General features: G+C 75.9%; 15 protein-coding genes and 1 tRNA gene. 10 read left to right on the forward strand and 6 right to left on the reverse strand.

Annotated features, from left to right (window positions below; all coding sequences use genetic code 11):
• Positions 1 to 26: 26 nt before the first annotated feature.
• The gene (locus ACZ6S8_RS32710) at positions 27 to 1,361 is read right to left on the reverse strand and encodes an ABC transporter substrate-binding protein (RefSeq protein WP_469461115.1); all 1,335 of its coding nucleotides are present in this window, start codon (positions 1,359 to 1,361) and stop codon (positions 27 to 29) included.
• A 396-nt stretch (positions 1,362 to 1,757) separates the two neighbouring features.
• On the opposite strand from ACZ6S8_RS32710, the gene ACZ6S8_RS32715 reads away from it, so the two are divergent.
• A tRNA-Cys gene (locus ACZ6S8_RS32715) sits at positions 1,758 to 1,833 on the forward strand.
• Positions 1,833 to 3,773, forward strand: coding sequence for a hypothetical protein (locus ACZ6S8_RS32720; RefSeq protein WP_469461117.1), 1,941 nt, complete (start codon positions 1,833 to 1,835; stop codon positions 3,771 to 3,773). Before ACZ6S8_RS32715 ends, ACZ6S8_RS32720 begins: the two co-directional genes overlap by 1 nt.
• Positions 3,774 to 3,800: 27 nt before the next feature.
• Here ACZ6S8_RS32720 and ACZ6S8_RS32725 read toward each other — a convergent pair whose 3' ends face one another.
• Positions 3,801 to 4,166 (reverse strand): hypothetical protein, encoded by a 366-nt coding sequence (locus ACZ6S8_RS32725; protein ID WP_469461119.1) that lies wholly within the window; start codon positions 4,164 to 4,166, stop codon positions 3,801 to 3,803.
• A gap of 189 nt (positions 4,167 to 4,355) precedes the next feature.
• Here ACZ6S8_RS32725 and ACZ6S8_RS32730 point away from each other — a divergent pair, with 189 nt between their 5' ends.
• Positions 4,356 to 4,820, forward strand: a complete 465-nt coding sequence (locus tag ACZ6S8_RS32730) for a universal stress protein (protein WP_469461120.1) — start codon at positions 4,356 to 4,358, stop codon at positions 4,818 to 4,820.
• A gap of 12 nt (positions 4,821 to 4,832) precedes the next feature.
• Here ACZ6S8_RS32730 and ACZ6S8_RS32735 read toward each other — a convergent pair whose 3' ends face one another.
• Positions 4,833 to 5,774, reverse strand: coding sequence for a serine/threonine dehydratase (locus ACZ6S8_RS32735; RefSeq protein ID WP_469461122.1), 942 nt, complete (start codon positions 5,772 to 5,774; stop codon positions 4,833 to 4,835).
• Positions 5,775 to 5,788: 14 nt separating this feature from the next.
• The gene (locus ACZ6S8_RS32740; protein ID WP_469461124.1) at positions 5,789 to 6,430 is read right to left on the reverse strand and encodes a TetR/AcrR family transcriptional regulator; all 642 of its coding nucleotides are present in this window, start codon (positions 6,428 to 6,430) and stop codon (positions 5,789 to 5,791) included.
• Positions 6,431 to 6,625: 195 nt separating this feature from the next.
• On the opposite strand from ACZ6S8_RS32740, the gene ACZ6S8_RS32745 reads away from it, so the two are divergent.
• From ACZ6S8_RS32745 to ACZ6S8_RS32775, 7 genes are all read left to right on the forward strand, one after another.
• Positions 6,626 to 8,314, forward strand: coding sequence for a ricin-type beta-trefoil lectin domain protein (locus tag ACZ6S8_RS32745; RefSeq protein ID WP_469461125.1), 1,689 nt, complete (start codon positions 6,626 to 6,628; stop codon positions 8,312 to 8,314).
• A 164-nt stretch (positions 8,315 to 8,478) separates the two neighbouring features.
• Complete coding sequence (locus tag ACZ6S8_RS32750) at positions 8,479 to 10,848, forward strand: alpha-N-acetylglucosaminidase (RefSeq protein WP_469461127.1); 2,370 nt, start codon at positions 8,479 to 8,481, stop codon at positions 10,846 to 10,848.
• A 240-nt stretch (positions 10,849 to 11,088) separates the two neighbouring features.
• Positions 11,089 to 11,460, forward strand: a complete 372-nt coding sequence (locus tag ACZ6S8_RS32755) for a hypothetical protein (RefSeq protein ID WP_469461128.1) — start codon at positions 11,089 to 11,091, stop codon at positions 11,458 to 11,460.
• An 86-nt stretch (positions 11,461 to 11,546) separates the two neighbouring features.
• On the forward strand, positions 11,547 to 12,107 hold the full coding sequence (gene sigK / locus ACZ6S8_RS32760) for an ECF RNA polymerase sigma factor SigK (protein WP_469461130.1): 561 nt from the start codon (positions 11,547 to 11,549) through the stop codon (positions 12,105 to 12,107).
• Positions 12,104 to 12,955: an anti-sigma factor gene (locus tag ACZ6S8_RS32765; RefSeq protein ID WP_469461131.1), complete on the forward strand. Its 852-nt coding sequence runs from the start codon at positions 12,104 to 12,106 to the stop codon at positions 12,953 to 12,955. Before sigK ends, ACZ6S8_RS32765 begins: the two co-directional genes overlap by 4 nt.
• A 52-nt stretch (positions 12,956 to 13,007) precedes the next feature.
• Positions 13,008 to 14,618, forward strand: coding sequence for a molybdopterin-dependent oxidoreductase (locus ACZ6S8_RS32770; protein WP_469461133.1), 1,611 nt, complete (start codon positions 13,008 to 13,010; stop codon positions 14,616 to 14,618).
• Between the two features lie 153 nt (positions 14,619 to 14,771).
• Positions 14,772 to 15,839, forward strand: a complete 1,068-nt coding sequence (locus ACZ6S8_RS32775; RefSeq protein ID WP_469461135.1) for an alpha/beta hydrolase — start codon at positions 14,772 to 14,774, stop codon at positions 15,837 to 15,839.
• Here the strand turns inward: ACZ6S8_RS32775 and ACZ6S8_RS32780 are convergent.
• Both ACZ6S8_RS32780 and ACZ6S8_RS32785 read right to left on the reverse strand, forming a co-directional pair.
• The gene (locus ACZ6S8_RS32780; protein WP_469461137.1) at positions 15,817 to 17,151 is read right to left on the reverse strand and encodes a cytochrome P450 family protein; all 1,335 of its coding nucleotides are present in this window, start codon (positions 17,149 to 17,151) and stop codon (positions 15,817 to 15,819) included. The genes ACZ6S8_RS32775 and ACZ6S8_RS32780 overlap by 23 nt on opposite strands.
• 83 nt (positions 17,152 to 17,234) lie before the next feature.
• Positions 17,235 to 18,515 (reverse strand): putative Ig domain-containing protein, encoded by a 1,281-nt coding sequence (locus tag ACZ6S8_RS32785; RefSeq protein ID WP_469461139.1) that lies wholly within the window; start codon positions 18,513 to 18,515, stop codon positions 17,235 to 17,237.
• Between the last annotated feature and the right edge of the window lie 103 nt (positions 18,516 to 18,618).

Consider the following 18,618-nt stretch of genomic DNA (forward strand, 5'->3'; position numbering starts at 1 on the left):
CGCCTCCCCCGCCTCCCCCGCCCCGGTCATTCGGCGGTCGCGTCGGCGAGCAGCCGGTTCGCCTGCTCCTGGGCCCTGCGCACCGCGGTCCGGGGGTCCTGCTCGCCCGTGATGGCCCGCTGCACCTCCCGTACGACGGCGTCGCCGACCTGGTTGGTCCACTGGACCGGGGTGTTGGCGTCGAGCGCGGCGCTCTTCAGCTGTTCGGCGCCGACCGCGCGGGCGACCGTCTCCGCGTCGGTCCCGTCGCCGCGGTCGGAGAAGAGCGGGTCGGCGAGGCCCCGGGCGTTGGACGGGTAGATGGTGGCCCTCCTGGAGAACTCCACCTGGTTGGGCCCGTTGGTGACCCACGCGGCGAAGGCGGCCGCCGCGTCGAGGTGCGCGGTGTCCTTCCGGATGCCGAGCGACTGGGCGTAGATGCCGATGTGGCCGAGCGTTCCCGTGACGGCCCCGGCGACCCGGGTGTTCGCGTAGACCTGCGGGGCGTTCTGCTTGATGTCCTTGACGAAGCCCGGGGACCCGGGGCCGAAGACGAGCTTGCCCGCGCCGTAGAGCTGGTTGATGTCGGCGGACGTGAGCAGGGACTCCCGGGGCATGGCGCCCTTGGCGTAGAGGTCCTTCATCCGCTCCACCCACGCGACGGCCCGGTCGGTGTCGAAGGTGAAGCGGTCCCGCTCGGCGTTGAGGATCGGCACGCCCATCTTCTGCCAGTCCCCGGGCAGCCGGCCCTTGGGATCGGCCATGAAGGCGGCGTACCGGCCCCCGGAGGCGGCGGCGATCCGCTCGGCGTGGTCGAAGAACTGCTCGACGCTCGTGGGCGGTGCGGCGGGGTCCAGGCCGGACCGCTCGAAGAGCTCCGTGTTGTAGGTGAGGATCTCCGGGGTCACGTACCAGGGGTAGGCGTACACGGCGTCGCCCTTGCCGGGGAGCTTGAACTGCTCCCAGGCGCCGGGCACGTAGTCATCGGCCAGTGCCCCGTCGAGCTTGGCGACGTCGGCGAGCATGCCCCGGTCCCCGAGCAGCTGGAAGGAGTCGGTGGAGAGGTTGACCACGTCCGGGAGGGCTCCGGCCTGGGCGTCGGCGACGAGCTTCTCGTTGTAGCCGTCGCCCGGGACGTCCTCCCACGTGACCTCGACGTCGGGGTGCTCGTCCTCGAAGGCGTCGATCACTCCCTGCACGTAGGACGTGAACACGGGCTTCAGCTGGAGGGTGCGGAACCTGATCTCGCCCGACACCCTGCCCGTCCGTTCCGCCTCGTCCACGTCTGCGGCCCCACCGCCCAGACCGCAGGCGGAAGCCGACAGGAGCGTGCCGGCCACGAGCGTGGCGACAGCGGTACGGGTCGGTATCGATCGCGTCATCGTCGCCGCCTTCACAGAAGTCCGGCGCCTCTGCCGGATGGCGGTGACCACGGTCGTCCGAAAGCGGGATCGCGTCAACGAGGCGAAGGTCCGGGTGGCCGGTGGCCCCCTGTTCCCCCTTTCGGATAACGGGTGCGGGCCCCCTTCCGGCACCTCCTCCATCTGCCTCTCGAACTGGGCTGATGCGCTTTAGTACGGGGCCCTTCCAGCAGGGTGCCGATAGGGGGCCGGCACCGGCCGTCCCTCACATGTTGACTTCATATCGACGGTTCACCGCGGCGGGCACTAATGCGCTTTACCCCGCCCGTCGAAATCCTCCGGCCCGCTCCTTCCCGCACGCTCCGTCCGGCCCGCCCCGCTTGAGCGGGCGGCGCGCAGCCGGGTAGGTTCGGCGGACGGCGTGTAGCTCAGCAGCCAGAGCACCGGTCTGCACCACCGGAGGGCGCAGGGGCAGGACCTGCCACGCCGGCCATGGACCCGCACGCGCACGACCCGAACCCCCTCGCCGGGCTCTCCCCGGGCGAAGCCTTCGCGTACTGCCTCACGGACCGGGGCCGCGCCTGGCTGCGTTCGCTGCTGGAGACCGGGTGCTACGCGCTGCACGCGCCCGACGAGGCCGCGCTGCTCGTCGTGGCCTGGCTGGAGCGGGCCGGGGACACCGCGCCCGCCGCGGAGCTCGTCGGGGAACTGCGGCCGCTCGCCCGCGAGATCCGCTTCGCGCCCCGGCCCGCGGACCTCCCGTCCGCGCCGGCGGACGCCGTGCGCCGCCGGACCGCCGGCGAGGCCGCCCTCCTGCTCGCGGACCGCGGCCCCCGCCCCGCCGTGGAGGCCCAGCGCGAGGCGCTCACCGTCTGGCGGCCGTTCGAGGACGAGCTCCTCGCCCACCGGCTGCGCGCCGACGCGGACGGGCCCGGCTGGCTCGCGGACGGCGCGGAGCTGCTGGAGCGCTACGCGTCGCTGCTGACCGTCCACACCCGCTGTACGAAGCACCTCGGGCCGAAGTCGAACGCCTCGGTCCTGCGCCGCGCCCTGGAGGAGGCCGTCGCGGGCCGGCCGCTCACGCCCCGGGCGGCCGGGCTGCTGCGGCACGTCGTCGACTCGATGGTGGCCAAGCGCGGCCGGCCCGGCTCCCCGGAGCACGCACGGCTGCGGGCGGACCAGGCCCGGCAGGCCGGTCGGCCCGCGCACCACGAACTCGCCGCGCTCGTACGGCGCCGGCTGGCGGAGCACCCCGTGGACCGGGGGCTGCCCGACGTGGGACCGCTGGTCGCGCCGGTGACCGCGGCGGAGGCCGCACGGGGAGCGCCGCCCGCCGGAACGCCGGTCCCGGCAGCGGTCCGGGCGGTGGCCTCCGGCGTGCTGGAGGCCCCGCTGGAGGACCAGGTGCGCCGCGGGGCGGTGCCCTCCGCCGAGGTGCTGGCCGAGCTGGCCGCGCAGCTGCTCGGCACGCACGCCGCCCGGGGGTTCCCCGACCCGGCCCTCGGTACCCTGCTCGCCGCGGCGTACCGGTCGCGGCGCGGGTACGCGTACGGGTCGCCAGCGCCGCAGGACCCCGCCGCCCGGCCGCCCTGGATCCGGGCCCTCGCGCACCGGGCCCCCGCGCACCGGGCCCCCGATCTGCGGGCCGCCGCCCGCGCCGAGGCGGGCGAGCTCGCGGCGCTGTGCGCGCGGACCTTTCCGGGTGCCGGAGTGCCCGACCGGCTCCTCGGGGACCTGAACCGGTTCGCGGAACGCTCCGGCGTCCGGGCCCCGTTCCTGACGTGGCCCTTCGCGGACGCCTACCACGGGACGCTCGCCCCGGAGGTCCTGCCGGCCGCGCGGATCGCCGCGGAGCTGCTGCGCGGCACGCTCTACGAGCGGTACTACGGCATCGACTACGCCGCCCTACGGGACCTGGCCGACGCGGACGACCGGGCCGGCTTCGTCCTGCTCTGCGCCGTGCGCGCCGGGCACCGGGCGCCCGGGGGGCCCGACGGGGACCGGCTCCTCGGCCGCGCGCTCGCCACCGACACGGCGCTCGACGAACAGGCCCGTGTCCTGACCGCGTTCGGCCTGGCCGCGCCGGCCCGGTACGCCGGCGCCGCGGCGCGGGACGGCAGACAGGCGGCGGCCCGGGCCGCGTTCGCCGACGCGTCCCGCAGGGCGGCGGGCATCAAGCGCGCCGCCCGGGCCTGGCGGCAGGCGCTGTTCCACCTCTCGCTCTGCGGGGCGGACGCCCAGGCCGATGTCACGGCCTGGCTGGAGTCGGAGGCGGACCGGCTCCCGGCGCACGCCTCGGCGCGGTTCGCCCCGGCCCTCGCGGGGCTCCGGCTGGTCGTCGGGGGCGGCGCCTTCGGGGCGGACGGCACCGCGGACGGCGGCCGGGCCCGGCGGCTGCTCGCGCGGGGGGCGTACGGTCCGTGGCCCCGGTGAGCACCGGCAAGGCGCTCTGCGGCGGCCCTACTTCATGGCGTACTGGACCTTCTCCGCGAGCGTGCCGTCCTTGAAGCAGAAGCGGAACACCGTCTCCGTGCCGCCGACCGGGTCGCCGTCGGACAGGTACCACGAGCACGTGCTGCCCGCCGGCTCGGCGGGACCGCCGTCCTTGAGGCCGGACTTGATGAACGTCTCGCCCGACGGGAGCCGGTCGCGCACCTCCTGCTCCGGCCGGCCGACCTCGGCCGCCGCGTACACCTTCGGGTCGAGCAGGGTCTTGTCCGCGGCGTCCAGGATCTTGGAGGCTCCGAAGACCAGGGCCGCGATGAGCCCGATGCCCACCACCGCCGCGATGCCGCACCCGATCAGGCAACCCTTGCGCTGAGCCACGCCGTTCCTCCAAGCCGTGCCGCGTCCGGTGCCGTTCACCGTGACGCTCCGACCTTCGCAGGGGGCGGGGGCCCGGCACCGTCCTCGAAAGTCGTCGGGCCGCGCGACGATCGTCGTTCGAGGTCGTCCCCCCTCTCCCGTGTATACAGGGAGAGAAGGGATCATCCGGACGGACCGAGAGGAAGCACCATGAGCGAGCCCGTCGAGCCGCTGATCGTCGTCGGCGTGGACGGTTCGAAGCACTCGAAGGAGGCCCTGCGCTGGGCGGTCCGCCAGGCCAAGGCCACCGGCGCCCGGGTGCACGCCGTCATGAGCTGGGAGTGGAACACCAACCCCTTCGGGGTGGCCCCGGACGTGGCCCGGGCGGAGCTGGTGACCGCCGAGGAGGCCGCCCGCCTCAAGCTGGCCGACACGGTGGCGGAGGCCGTGGGCACCTCGCCCGGGGTGCCCGTCTTCCGCCGGGTCGAGCACGGGGCGCCGGCCCGGGTGCTGGTGGACGCCTCCGCGGAGGCCGAGCTGACGGTCGTCGGCAGCCGCGGCTACGGCGGCATCAAGGGCGCCCTGCTCGGCTCGGTGAGCCAGCAGGTGGTCCAGTACGCCGACAGCACCGTGGTCGTGGTGCGCGCGGACGCCCCGGGCCCGCCCGCCGGCTGACGGGGCACCGGCTCACGCGGCGGGGGCCACCAGGTCCCCCGGATCGGTGTTGGCCCCGCAGAGGATGACCGCGACCCGCTCGCCCAGCGGTTCCGGGGCGCCCCGGAGCGCCGCCACGGCGGTGGCCGCGGCCGCCTCGACCACGAGGCGGTGCTCCTCCCAGAGCGAGCGCCGGGCGGCGGTGATGGCCGCGTCCGGGACGAGGACCGACCGTACGCCGCCGTGCCGGGCGGCCGCGAGGGCGTCCGCCGACACCCGGGTGGCTCCGAGGGAGTCGGCGGCGACGGAGTCGACCTCGACGTCCACGGGGCGGCCCGCGGCCAGGGCCGCGTTGAGCGCCCGGCAGTTCTCCGGCTCGGCGGCGATCACCCGTACGCCGTGCTCGCGCGCGGCGGTGGCCACTCCGGCGAACAGTCCGCCGCCGCCGACCGCGACGACCACGGCGTCCAGCCCGGGCAGCGCGGTCCGGATCTCGTCGAGCAGCGTTCCGGCGCCGGCCGCGATGAGCGGGTGGTCGTAGGCGTGGCTGCTCAGGGCGCCGCTCTCGGCGGCGAACTCCCGGCAGGCGTCGAGGGCGTGGGCGTACCGCTCGCCGACCAGCCGCACCTCGGCCCCGTAGCCGCGCAGCCGCTCCACCTTCACGCGCGGGGCGTTGGCCGGCAGGAACACGGTGGCGGGCACGGACTGGGCGCGGGCCGCCCAGGCGCAGGCGAGGCCCGCGTTGCCGCCGGACGCGATGGTGACGCCGGCGGCGGGGAGGGTGCCGGCCCGGTGGTGGGCGGCGAGGAAGTTGCGGGCGCCGCGGGCCTTGAAGGAGCCGGTGTGCTGGAGGTGTTCCAGCGCGTACCAGACCCCGTCGGCGGCCGGGGCCACGGCTACGGGCCGTACGCCGCCGGCGATCCGGTCGGCGGCGGCGCGTACGGCCGCGTAGTCGAGCTGCTGTTCCGCGTGCATGGAAGGTCTCCCCGTCAAGAGGTGGGCCGGGCGGCGTCGATGAGCTGGCGCAGGGCGCCGTGGTAGACCTCGTGGTCCGTCAGGGGCGGCAGTACGTCGGCCAGTCCGCCGGACAGCACCGGGAACTGCTCCGGGTCCAGTGCGGCCAGGGCCGCGCGGGAGGCGGCGGTGGCCCCTTCCGGGTCGCGGTGGTCCACGAAGGCCGCGCTGCCCAGGGTGAGCAGGTACATGCGGCGGTACGCGGTCATCGCACCGGCGGGCGTCATCCCCGCGGCCACGCTGTCGGCGAGGGCGGGCTCGACGAGCCGGGCCAGGAGCTGGCGCCCCAGCCAGGGCCGGCCGCCGCGCAGCACCAGCAGCCCGGGGTGGGCGACGAGCAGCCGGTAGAGCGCGCGGAAGCGTTCTTCGGTGGCCTGCGCCCAGTCCGTGCCGGCGGGGACCTCCGGCAGCTGGGCGGCCAGGTGTTCGGTGCACAGGTCCAGCAGTCCGGCGAGGTCGGTGCAGCGGCGCTGGACGGTGGCGTGCGAGACGCCGAGCCGTTCGGCGAGCGCGCGGAAACTGAGGCCCTCGGGCCCGTGCTCGTCGAGGATGCGCAGGGCGGCCACGGCGATCACCTCGGGGGTGGCGCGGTCCAGGGCCATTGATCGTCTCGGCATGAGATACACCGTAACATACGACGTATCTCGCACGTCGGCGCGTCCGCTTCACTCCTTCGCGTGATGCCGACTGCGGCCATATTGCTGGTCATTGTGCGATAACCATCGACATGCGTTGACAGTGGGTAGCCGCGCCGGTGCACTGGGCGCACGACAGCCCCACGTCCACAGACAGCCCCACGTCAAGGAGTCTCCGTGCCGCCTCGCCTGCGTGCGACGCTCCCCTGCCTGACAGCGGCCGCCCTGCTCGCCCTGGCGCTCGCCCCCGCCCCCGCGGCGGCCGAGCCGACCGCGACCTCGGACACCCCGCTCGCGCTCACCCCGCCCATGGGCTGGAACAACTGGGCGCACTACATGTGCGACATCGACGAGGCCACCGTGGTCGCGAACGCGGACGCCCTGGTGTCCACCGGACTCGCCGCCAAGGGCTACGACACGGTCACCGTGGACGACTGCTGGATGACCAAGAGCCGCGACGCGCAGGGCGCGCTGGTCGTCGACACGGAGAAGTTCCCGCACGGCATGGCCTGGCTCGGCGAGTACCTGCACGCCAAGGGCCTGAAGTTCGGGATCTACCAGGACGCCGGGTACCTCACCTGCGAGAAGTACCCCGGAAGCGGCTCCCCCCAGGGCGGTGGCGCGGACCACTACGCCGAGGACGCACGGCAGTTCGCCTCCTGGAAGGTCGACTACGTCAAGATGGACGGCTGCAACCTCTGGGTGCCGCCGGGGACGACGAAGGAGCAGGCCTACCGCGACGCCTACACCGCCGTCGCGAAGGGGCTGCGCGAGAGCGGCCGCGACATGGTGCTGTCGGCCTCCGCGCCCGCCTACTTCCAGCAGGGCGAGTGGGGCGGCGCCGACTGGCACCGGGTGCTCGGGTGGGTCGGCGAAACCGGCCAGCTGTGGCGCGAGGGCCGTGACATCCAGGTGTACAAGCCGGCCGCGCCCGCCACCTCCCGCTGGAGCTCGGTCATGGGCAACTACGGCTACAACCGCTGGCTGGGCCGGTACGCCGGTCCCGGCAACTGGAACGACCCCGACTTCCTGATCGCGGGCGCGCCCGGGCTCACCGCGGCCGAGGGCCGCAGCCAGGTCGCCCTCTGGGCGATGATGGCGGCCCCGTTCATCCTGTCCTCACAGGTGTCCGAGCTGACGCCCGAGGGTCTGGCCGCGCTCGGCAACACCGACCTCATCGAGCTGGACCAGGACCCGCTGGGCCGTCAGGGCTCCGTCGTCTCTTCCAATTCCACCTTCGAGATCCTGACGCGGGAGCTCGCCGACGGCGACCGCGCCGTGGCCGTCCTCAACCGCTCGGGCAGCGACCGCGACATCCGCGTGCCGCTCGACGAGGTCGGCCTGTCCGGCTGCAGCGCCGACGCGAAGGACCTGTGGAGCGGCGAGCGCCGCAACGTGCCGGACGCGCTGACCGGGCGGCTCGCCGCGCACGACACCGCCGTGTGGCGGCTCACCCCGCGCGGCTGCGCCGAGGCCGTCCCGACGGGACAGGTCGTCGGCGGCGCCGCCAAGTGCACCGACGGGGCCAGCACCACCGGCGTCGGCGCGGTGGTCATGGCCGCGTGCACCGGCGCCCCCGACCAGCGGTGGACGGTGGGCCGCGACCACACCCTGCGGCTGGCCGGCAAGTGCCTGACGGCGGGCGGGGACGGGCTGGTGGAACTGGCCGCCTGCGCGCCCCGGCAGTCGCGCGAGCCCGGTCAGGAGTGGACGCACGACCGCACCGGAACCCTGACCGACGCGGCGAGCGGCCTGTGCCTGACGGCGCCCGCGGCGACGGCGACCCCGGACGCACCCGCCGAGCGGCTGCGCCTGGAGGCCTGCGGCGACCACCGGGTCGACCAGGCCTGGGCCCTGCCGGTCTGATCGCGCACGGACCGGAGGCGGCCGCGGGGCCGGCCTCCGGACCGTACGGACAACCGGCCGCCGGGCCGGCCGGGGGTGTCGTCACCTTCGCTCCCGCCGCGCGGCGTACGGAACGGCTTCGACGACACCCCTGGCAGCGGACGACCCCGAGGATGGCCGAGCGGATGACCCAGCCGATGACGAACCCGACGCCACCCGGCGGACGGCGGCGGCCGCGGCTGCCCCGCCCGGCCGCCCTCGCCGCGCTGCCGGCGGCGCTGCTGACCCTGCTGTGTGCGGGAGCCGCGCCGGGTGCGGCCGCCCCGGGAGCAGGCCCGGGAGCCGGCCCGGCAGCAGGCCCGGACGCGCGGGCCGCCGCGCCGGCCGCCGTACGCGCCGGTGCGCAGGCCGCCGTACCGGAGGGCGCGCGGACCGGTGCGTCCCGGCCGCGGAGCTTCGACCCCGCTCCCGCGCGGGCCGCGCTGGCGCGGCTGCTGCCGCGCCACGCCGGGCAGTTCACCCTGGTGCCCGACACCGGCGCCGCGGCCGACACCTTCACGGTGTCCGGTACGGCCGGCGCGGTCACCGTGCGCGGTTCCACCGGCGCCACCCTGCTCACCGGCGTCGGCTGGTACCTCCAGCACGTCGCCGGGGTCGACATCGGCTGGCCGGGCGACAGCATCGGCATGCTGCCCGCCACGTTGCCGGCCGTCCCCGCGCCGGTCACCCGCAGCGCGGTCGTCCCGCACCGGTACGCGCTGAACGACACCGACGACGGGTACGCCGGCCCGTACCGCAGCTTCGAGGAGCACCAGCGGCAGATCGACCTGCTCGCCCTGCACGGGGTGAACGAGGTGTTCGTGCAGGTGGGCGCCGAGTACCCGTACTACCGGGCGCTGCAGGGCTTCGGCTACTCGGCCGCCGAGCTGCGCGCGTGGATCCCCGGCCCGGGCCACCAGAGCTGGTGGCTGCTGCAGAACCTGAGCGGCTTCGGCGGCCCGGTCACGGAGCGGCTGATGCGCGAACGCGCCGCGCTGGGCGGGCGGATCGCGGAGCAGCTGCGCGGGCTGGGGATGACGCCGGTGCTGCCGGGCTACTTCGGGACGGTCCCGCCGGAGTTCACCGCGCGCAACCCCGGCGCCGGCACCGTGCCGCAGGGCGACTGGGCCGGTTTCGACCGGCCGGACTGGCTGGATCCCGCCGCCCCGGTCTTCGGGAAGCTGGCCGCCGCGTACTACGCGGAGCAGCGCGCGGTGTTCGGGGACAGCACGATGTACCGGATGAGCCCGCTGCACGAGGGCGGGCAGACCGGGGCGGTGGACGTGCGGTCCGCCGCCGGGGCGATCCAGCGGGCCCTGCACGCCGCCCATCCGGGTGCCGTGTGGGCGGTGCTGGGCTGGCAGGACGACCCGACGGCGGAGCTGCTGGCCGGGGTGGACACCTCGAAGCTGCTGATCCTCGACGGGCTCTCCGACCGCTACAACCGCCTGGACCGCGAGGCCCGTTGGGGCGGTGCGCCGTACGCCCTGGGCACCATCTACAACTTCGGCGGGCACACGACGGTCGGCGCGAACACCTCCGTGTGGCTGGAGCGGTTCCCCGCCTGGCGCGCCAAGAGCGGCAGCGCGCTCAGCGGCACCGCGTACCTCCCGGAGGCCACCGGGACCAACCCGGCGGCGTTCGACCTCTTCACCGACCTGGCCTGGGAGCCGGGGCCGGTCGACCAGCGGACGTGGTTCGCGGACTTCGCGGCCCGCCGGTACGGCCGCCCCGACGCGGCCGCCGCCGCGGCCTGGGAGGAGCTGCGCACGGGGCCGTACAGCACCTCCTCGGGGCTGTGGTCGGAGTCCCAGGACAGCCTGTTCACCGCCCGGCCGAGCCTGACCGCGGTGGGTTCGGCGTACTGGAGCCCCAAGTCCATGCGCTATCCGGCGGGTTCGGTGCGCAGGGCCCTGGACCACCTGCTGCGGGTGGATCCGCGGCTGCGCGGGTCCAGCGCCTACCGCTTCGACCTCGTGGACACGGCGCGCCAGGCGCTCGCCAACCACTCGCGGGTGCTGCTGCCGAAGATCAGGACGGCCTACGAGGCCAAGGACCTGGACGGTTTCCGCGCGCTGACCGCCGAATGGCGGGGAGCGGAGGACCGGCTGGACGAGCTCATCGGGTCCGACCCCCACTTCCTGCTCGGCCGCTGGCTCGGCGCGGCCCGCTCCCAGGGCTCCGACGAGGCCGAACGGGACCGGTACGAGTACGACGCCCGCTCGATCCTGAGCGTGTGGGGCCGCCGCGGCACGAGCGAGGGCGGCTTCCTGCACGACTACGCGAACCGCGAGTGGAGCGGTCTGGTCTCCGAGCTGTACGGACCGCGGTGGGAGCTGTACTTCGACTCGCTGGAGGAGGCGCTCGTCGGGGGAACCGCGCCGCGGGAGATCGACTGGCACGCCGAGGAGGAGGCGTGGGCCCGGCGGACCACCCGGCACCCGGAGCGGCCGAGCGGGGACCCGTACGCCCTGGCCGCGGACGTCGCCGCGTTCCTCCCGGCGGCGGCCCGCTGACCTACACCATGCACGGCGGGCCCAGCGGGCTTATCCGGTGAGTTCCACCCTCTCGGGGGAATCTCGGTACCCGTTCGGATGACCGGGCGGCCGACGGCCAGCGGGGCGGCGCGGGCCCTGGGTTCACTGACCCGCAACGATCAGGGGCGGCCGCCGGAGGACTCCGGCGGCCGCCCCGGCCGTCGCCGTCGCGCCGCCGTGGATCAGCGCGGCGGCCGACCGCCAGGAGGGGGCCCGACCATGTCCGAGTCCGATCAGGACCGGCCCGAGCGGGACGGGTACGAGCGGAACGAGACCGGGGACGAACGGGGCGGGTGCCACGGCGAACGGGCCGGTGGCCGGGAGGGCGCCCCGGGCGGGTCCGCCGCAGCACCGCCGCAGCACCTGGCGCTCCTCGCCGACGGGGTGGTGGAACTGCGCAAGCGCGGGGGGATCGCGGCCCGGCGGACCGCCCCGGAGGGCCCGCGGGACGGCGGGCAGGACGGCGGGCCCCCGGCCGGGGAGGCCGCCGCCCGGGACGCGCACTACGCTGCGGGGGGAGGAGGCTCCGACCCCTGCCTGGTGGCCATGGCCCGCCGCGCGGCGGACCGGGCCGGACGGCCGCGTGCATGACGCGGCCGGTGGAACGCCCGGGGCAGTCCGGCGGGGCCGCGGCTCCGAATCACCACTTGAGCGGAAGGATCCGGGAGGATCGGGCCGTGGACGACGTGAACGAGCTCGGCACCCTGCTCGGCCGGGTCGCCGAGGGAGACGAGACGGCCTTCGCCGCCGTGTACGAGGCGGTGAGCGGGTCGGTGCTCGGCGTTGCGCTCTCGGTCCTGCGCGACCGGTCCCAGGCCGAGGAGGTGGCCCAGGAGGTGCTCGTGGAGGTCTGGCGCTCCGCCTCCCGGTACCGGCCGGACCGGGGCAGCGTGCGCACGTGGGTGCTGACCATCGCCCACCGCCGGGCGGTGGACCGGGTCCGCTCGGCTCAGGCGGCGACCGACCGGGAACGGCGGGCGGCGCGGCTGGAGGCGGCCCTGCCGGAGTTCGACGAGGTGAGCGAGGCGGTCGAGGACCGCGAGGAGCGGGACCGGGTGCGGCGCTGCCTGGGCTCGCTGACGGAGATCCAGCGCCAGTCGGTCGCCCTGGCCTACTACCGGGGACTGACCTGCCGTGAAGTGTCCGAGTCGCTGTCGGTGCCGCTGGGTACCGTCAAGACCCGGCTGCGGGACGGCTTGCTGCGGCTGCGGGACTGTCTCGGGGTGAGCGACGGATGAGCACGGAGAGCATGCACGGGGCGACGGGCGCGTACGTGACGGACGCGCTGCCCGCGGCGGAGCGCGCGGCCTTCGAAGCCCACCTGGAGACGTGCCCGCCGTGCGCCCGGGAGGTGCGCGAACTGGCCGCGACGGTGGCGCTGCTGGGCCGGTCCGTCGCGGTCCGCCCGCCGCCGGAGCTGTTCGACGCGGTGATGCGGCGGGTCCGGGAGCTCCCGGCCCCCGGACCGGCCGCGGCGGGGGCCGACGTCGGGAACGCACCCGGCACCGACCGGCCCGGGGAGCGCGCCGAGCCCGCAGAGCCGGTGGCGCCCGTCCCGACCCGCGTCCCGACCCGCGTCCGGCACGCGCGGCCCGGCAGACCCTGGCTGCGGTGGGCGCTGGCCGCCTCCCTCGCGGCGGTCGCCGGGCTCGGCGGGGTCGCGGTCTGGCAGGCGGAGCAGGCCGGTACGGCCCGTCAGGACGCGCGCCGCGCCGAGGCACGGGCCGCCGAGCTGGCCGGCGTGCTGGCCGCACCCGACGCCACGCCCGTCACCGGCCGGCTCGCAAACGGCGGCACCGGCACCGTCGTGGTCTCCGAGGACCGCAACCGCGCGGTGTTCGTGGCCTCCGGGATGCCGGCCCCGCCCGCGGGCAAGGTGTACCAGCTGTGGTTCGCCGACCCGGCGGGCGCGATGCGTCCGGCCGGGCTGATGAACCCCGCGCGGCCCGGCGCCCCCGAGCTGATGACCGGCCCGGTGGGCGGATCCACCGCGGTCGGGGTCACGCTGGAACCCGCGGGCGGTTCCCCCGCCCCGACCACCGATCCGCTGATGGTGCTGGCCCTTCCCGCGCCCGGGACCCCGTAGCGCGGCGGCCCCGCGGGACGCCACCGCGGCACGAGCCCACGAGGGGGCTCCCATGACCGGAACCACCGGGAACGCCGGAACCACCGGAACCACCGGGAAGGACCGCGTCCGGCCCGGGTGCGCGGCGGGCGCCCTGAGCGGCCTGCTCGCGGCGGTGGCCGCGCTGGCGGTCGGCGGGCTGGTCGCCGCGGCCGTGCGGCCCGAGGCCTCCCCGGTCACCGCCGTCGGCGCCGCGGTGGTCGACCGCGCTCCCCCGGCCCTGAAGGAGTGGGCGGTCCGGCAGTTCGGCACGACCGACAAGCCGGTGCTGACGGCGGGGATCCTCGTACTGCTGGCCGCGTTCGCCGTGGCCGCCGGGCTGCTCGGCATGCGCCGTCCGTCCGCCGGGGTCGCCCTCGCCTGCGGCTTCGGGGTGCTGGGGGCGGTGGCGGCGCTGTCCCGCCCGGAGGCGTCCTGGCAGGACGCGCTGCCGTCGGCGGCGGCCGGTCTGGCTGCGGGCGGGGTGCTGTACCTGCTGGTCAGGGCCGCCCGGGGGCGGCCCTCGCCCGGTCCGGCGGCCGACGGCGTACGGGGCGTGGACCGGCGGGGCTTCGGGCGCCTGGCCCTGGCCACGCTGGCCGCGTCGGCCGTCGCCGGATTCGCGGGCCGGCGCCTGGGGGCCTTCGGCTCGGCGGAGGCCACGCGATCGCGGGCCCGGCTCGTCCTGCCCCCGCCCGCGGTACCGGCGCCCCCGGTACCGGCCGGGGCGCGGCTGCGCGTGCCCGGCATCTCGCCGCTCCTCACCCCGGACCGGGACTTCTACCGCGTGGACACCGCCCTGGTGGTCCCGCGCGTGGACGCGGACACCTGGCGGCTGCGCGTGCACGGGGAGGGCGTGACCCGGCCGCTCGACCTGGACCTGCGGGAGCTCCTCGCCCGCCCCCTGGTCGAGCACGACGCCACCCTGACCTGCGTCTCCAACGAGGTCGGGGGCCCGTACGCGGGCACCGCGCGCTGGCTCGGCGTCCGGCTGGCGGACCTGCTGCGCGAGGCGGGCGTACGGCCGCCGTCCCGGGGCGGACCGGCCGACCAGCTGGTGGTGCGCTCGGTCGACGGGATGACGCTCGGCACCCCCGTCGAGACGGTGATGGACGGCAGGGAGGCGCTCCTGGCGGTGGGGATGAACGGCGCTCCGCTGCCGTTCGCGCACGGCTTCCCGGTCCGGATGGTGGTCCCGGGCCTGTACGGGTACGTCTCCGCCTGCAAGTGGCTGCGGGAACTGCGGCTGACCACCTTCGCGGCGTACGACGCGTACTGGGTGCGCCGCGCCTGGGCGGCGCGGGCCCCGGTCAGGACGCAGTCCCGGATCGACACCCCGCGCGCGAACGCGGCCCTGGCGGCGGGACCGGTGGCGGTCGCCGGGGTGGCGTGGGCGCCGCACCGGGGGATCTCCCGGGTCGAGGTGCGGGTGGACGGCGGGCCGTGGCGGGAGGCCCGGATCGCGGCGTCCGACGGCGACGACACCTGGCGCCAGTGGGTGTGGACCTGGCGGGCCGCGCCGGGCCGGCACACCGTGGAGGTGCGCGCCGCGGACGGCGCCGGCGCCGTACAGACCGGGGAGCGCCGCGGGACCCTCCCGGACGGGGCGACGGGGTGGCACGCGGTGACGGTCCGGGTCGGATGAGGGACGGGGGGACGAGGGGCGGGGCGGACGAGGGGGTGGGGCGGGTGAGGAGCCGTCCGGGAATTCGGTCCGTCCCCGTGCGCCGGTTACATTGACCGGACGAACATTCCGGACATCACTCGCATGTCGACCCGTACGTCAGGAGCCGGCGCCGTGGAGCTGACCAGCACGACGTTCCTCGTCACCCTGATCGTCGTCACCGCTCTCGCGATGCTCGCCGCGCTCCTGCTCTGGAACCGGGTCCCGGGGCCCGCCTGGCTGCGGTGGCCCGCGCGGGTGCTGATGCTCGGACTGTGCCAGCTCACCGCCATCTGCGTGGTCGCCACCTGGATCAACGGCGGCTACGGGCTGTACGCCTCCTGGGACGACCTGCTGGGCACCGGTTCCGGACAGACCGCGGACGCGTCGACGGGACCGCCGGTGGGGCGGGCGCGGTTCACCGGGAGCGGCGACGGCACGCAGAGCACGTACTTCCGCGGCTCCCACTCGAAGCTCGCAGGGCAGGTGACGGTCTGGACTCCGCCGGAGTACAGCGCGCCGGGCGCCGACCGGACCCGGTTTCCCGTGCTGGTGCTGCTGCACGGCTACCCGGGGACGCCCCGCACCTGGATCGACCTCGGCGACCTGCCCGCACAGCTGACGAAGCTGGTGGGGTCGGGGAAGGCGCACCCGTTCGTCGTGGTGATCCCGGAGATCTACCCGGGCGGGGTGAACACCGACTGCAGCAACACCCCGGACCGCAGGGTCGCCGACTGGCTCGCGCGGGACGTGCCGGACCTGGTCTCCCGCAATTTCCGCACGTTGCCCTCCCCGGGCGGCTGGGGCCTGATGGGCGTCTCGACGGGGGGCTTCTGCGCGGCCAAGCTGCCGCTGCAGTACCCGAAGGCGTTCCGGGCGGGCGCGGCCCTCGACCCGGATCCGCTGACCGGCGACCCGGAGGTGCTGCCCGACCGGGCCCTGCGGGAGCGCAACAGCCCCATGTGGCTGGTGGCGCACGCCGGGAAGACGGACGTCGGGCTGTTCCTGGCCACGTCCGCGCAGGACAGGGACAGCCCGCCCGGACAGCTGGAGGCCTTCGCCGCGGCCGCCTCGGGCTCCGGCGTCCGGGTCAGGACCCTGGTCCGCCCGGCCGGCGGCCACAACTTCCAGACCTGGATCGGCATGTACCCGGACGCCCTGGGCTGGCTGAGCACGGAACTCACCCCACCGAGCGCCCCCTAGACCCGTATTCGCCCGTACCGGCCGAGACGCCCGGGGCGCCGGCGGGACGGACCGGGAGGGCCTCGACGCTGTTGCCGATGAAGCTGCGCTGCTGCGGGAGTTCGGACGTGGGGACCGCCAGGTCGAGGTCGGGGAAGCGGGTGAAGAGCCGCTCCAGGGCGATGGTCGCCTCCAGCCGGGCCAGCGGGGCGCCGACGCAGTAGTGCGCGCCGTGCCCGAAGGAGAGGTGGCGGGCTGCGGTGGGACGGGTCACGTCGAAGCGGTCCGCGTCCGGGCCGTGGAACGCCGCGTCCCGGCCGGCGGCCGTGTACCCGGCCAGGACCGGGGTGCCCCGCGGGATCAGCGTGCCGTCGACGGTGAGGTCGCGGGTGGGGTAGCGGAACGGGAACCAGCTGACGGGCCCGTCCCAGCGCAGGGTCTCGTCCACCACGGCGGACCAGGTGGCCTTGCCCGCCAGGACCAGGGCGAGCTGGTCGCGGTGGGTGCACAGGGCGCGGACGGCGTTGCTGATGAGGTTGAGGGTGGTCTCGTGGCCGGCGACGAGCACCAGCCGCATGGTGCCGATCAGTTCGGCCTCGCTGAGCCGGTCGCCGTCGCCGTCGCGGGCGGCGATCAGGGCGGTGGTGAGGTCCTCTCCCCCGGTGCCCGCGGCGATGGCCGCACGGCGGGCGGCGGCGATCGTCCCCATGAGCCCGACGAGCTCGCGCACGGCGGCCATCGCTTCGGAGGGGGTGGTGTCGGTCGCGACGATCACCGTGTTGGACAGCTGGTGCAGCCGGTCCCGGTGCTCCGGGTCGACGCCCAGCAGCTCGCAGATGACGCTCATCGGGAGCGGGAGGGCGAAGTGCGCCCGCAGGTCCGCGACCCCGTCCGGTGCGGCTGCGGCCGCCCGGCCGAGGTCGTCGAGGAGGCCGTCGGCCAGCTCTTCCACGCGCGGCCGCAGCCGCTCCACCTGACGGGCGGTGAAGGCCTTGCCCACCAGCGCCCGGAGCCGGCGGTGGTCGGCGTCGTCCGCCGTGTGCATGCCCTGCGCGTTGGCGAAGACCCGCAGCGGCCAGTCACGGGGGATGGTTCCGTCGTGCAGGGCGGGACAGTGCCGGGCGTCCTTGGCCACGTCGTCGCGGGCCAGGAAGTCCTTGAGCTCCTCGTGGCCCAGCACGACCGCGCCGGCGACCCCGCCGGGGAGGACGACCTCCGCCACGGCCCCCCGGGCGCGCAGCCGGGCGTTGAGGGCGTGCGGGCAGCCGCCGGCGGGATCGATCACGTGCGGGGCGTCCGGGTCGCCCGGGACGTCCGGAAGGTTACGGGACAAACCGGCTCTCCTGACCTGATGGGCGCGTAGCGGTCAACAGTGGGGCCTGGGGGCCGGGTTGTACAAGACCGCCCCGCCCCGGGTCAGAACCAGTTGAGGGTGAGGGTGAAGGTGGTGGTTGCGGTGGTGGGGGTGGTGTCGGTGGCGGTGGCGGTGATGCGGAGGGTTCCGGTGGTCCAGGGTTTGCCGGTGATGCGTCCGGTGGCGGGGTCGAGGGTGAGGCCCCAGGGGAGTCCGGTGGCGGTGTAGCGGACGGGGGGTCGGGCTCCGGTGGTGGTGAGCTGGATGGTGCAGGTGCGGTTGAACGTGCAGGTCTGCGGGCCGGGGTCGGCCAGCTTGAGCCCGCCGGGCGTCGGGGTGGGGGTCGGCGTCGGAGTGGGAGTGGGGGTCGGCGTGGGAGTGGGGGTCGGCGTGGCGTCGCAGCCCGGGGTGGCTTCCGGCGGCAGGGGGACGCGCCAGAGCTGCGTGTCGTTCTCCGAGCCGACGAGCAGGCTGGTGCAGTCGGCGTACGTCAGCGTCTCGCCCTGCGACTGGGCGGGCAGGGCGACGTCCGCGAGCTTCGTCCCCGCCGTGTCGTACACGACGGCCGTGTCGGCGCCGAGCGGCCCGCCGCTGCGCAGCGCGTACGAGGCCCCCGACGGGGAGAACGCGCCGTCGGTGGCGAAGACGGGCCCCGGCCGGACCGGGGTGAGGGTGTCGACCCGGCCCGTGACGGGCGGCAGCGGGGCCTGGTAGAGCCGGCCGGCGGCGCCGATGAGCTTGCTCGCGACGTACATCCGTCCGGTGACGGGGTCGGCGAGCAGGGACTCCGCGTCGTGCCGGCCGTCGGAGTAAGCGAGGCGGTACGTCACCGGCGTCACCGAGGCGTTGACGAGCCGGTCGGGCTCGGCGAAGGCGTGGACGGTGATCTCCGTGCGGGCGCCGAGGTTGTCGCCGATGTCGCCGACGAGGAGCACCGGGGCGCCGGCGGCGTCCCTGCCGAGCGCCAGTGCCTCCCAGTCGGTGTTGACCGCGCCGGTCACGGTGAGGGTCGCCCGGAGCACTCCGGTGGCGCCGGTGCAGTCGACGGCGAGGACCTGGTTGGCGTTGCCGCTGTCGTTGACGGCGTAGAAGACGCCCGGGTGCCGGCGGCTCGCGGCGAGGCCGCTGAGTTCGGCCAGGCCGCCGGGGAGGGTGCACGCCCGTTCCGGCGCCGCCGCCTCCCCGGCCGCGGCCGGGCGTACGGCGGGGGGCGCCGGAGCGGGCGGGGAGAGGGGCGTGGCGTCGGCGCCGGAGCCCGCCGCCCAGGCGGCGGCCGGCAGGATCGTGGCGAGGAGCGCGGTGGCGAGCGCCGCGGCGAGCGGGGGTGCGAGGAGTCGGGGCATGCCCTCCATGTGACGGCTGGTCAGCACAGGACGCCAGAGGCAGCTCCCTCCCGTTCGAACACCGTTCAATGCCCGGTCGGCATGACTGCGCGCGCCGCGGCCG

This window comes from Streptomyces sp. NPDC048461 (assembly GCF_055587105.1).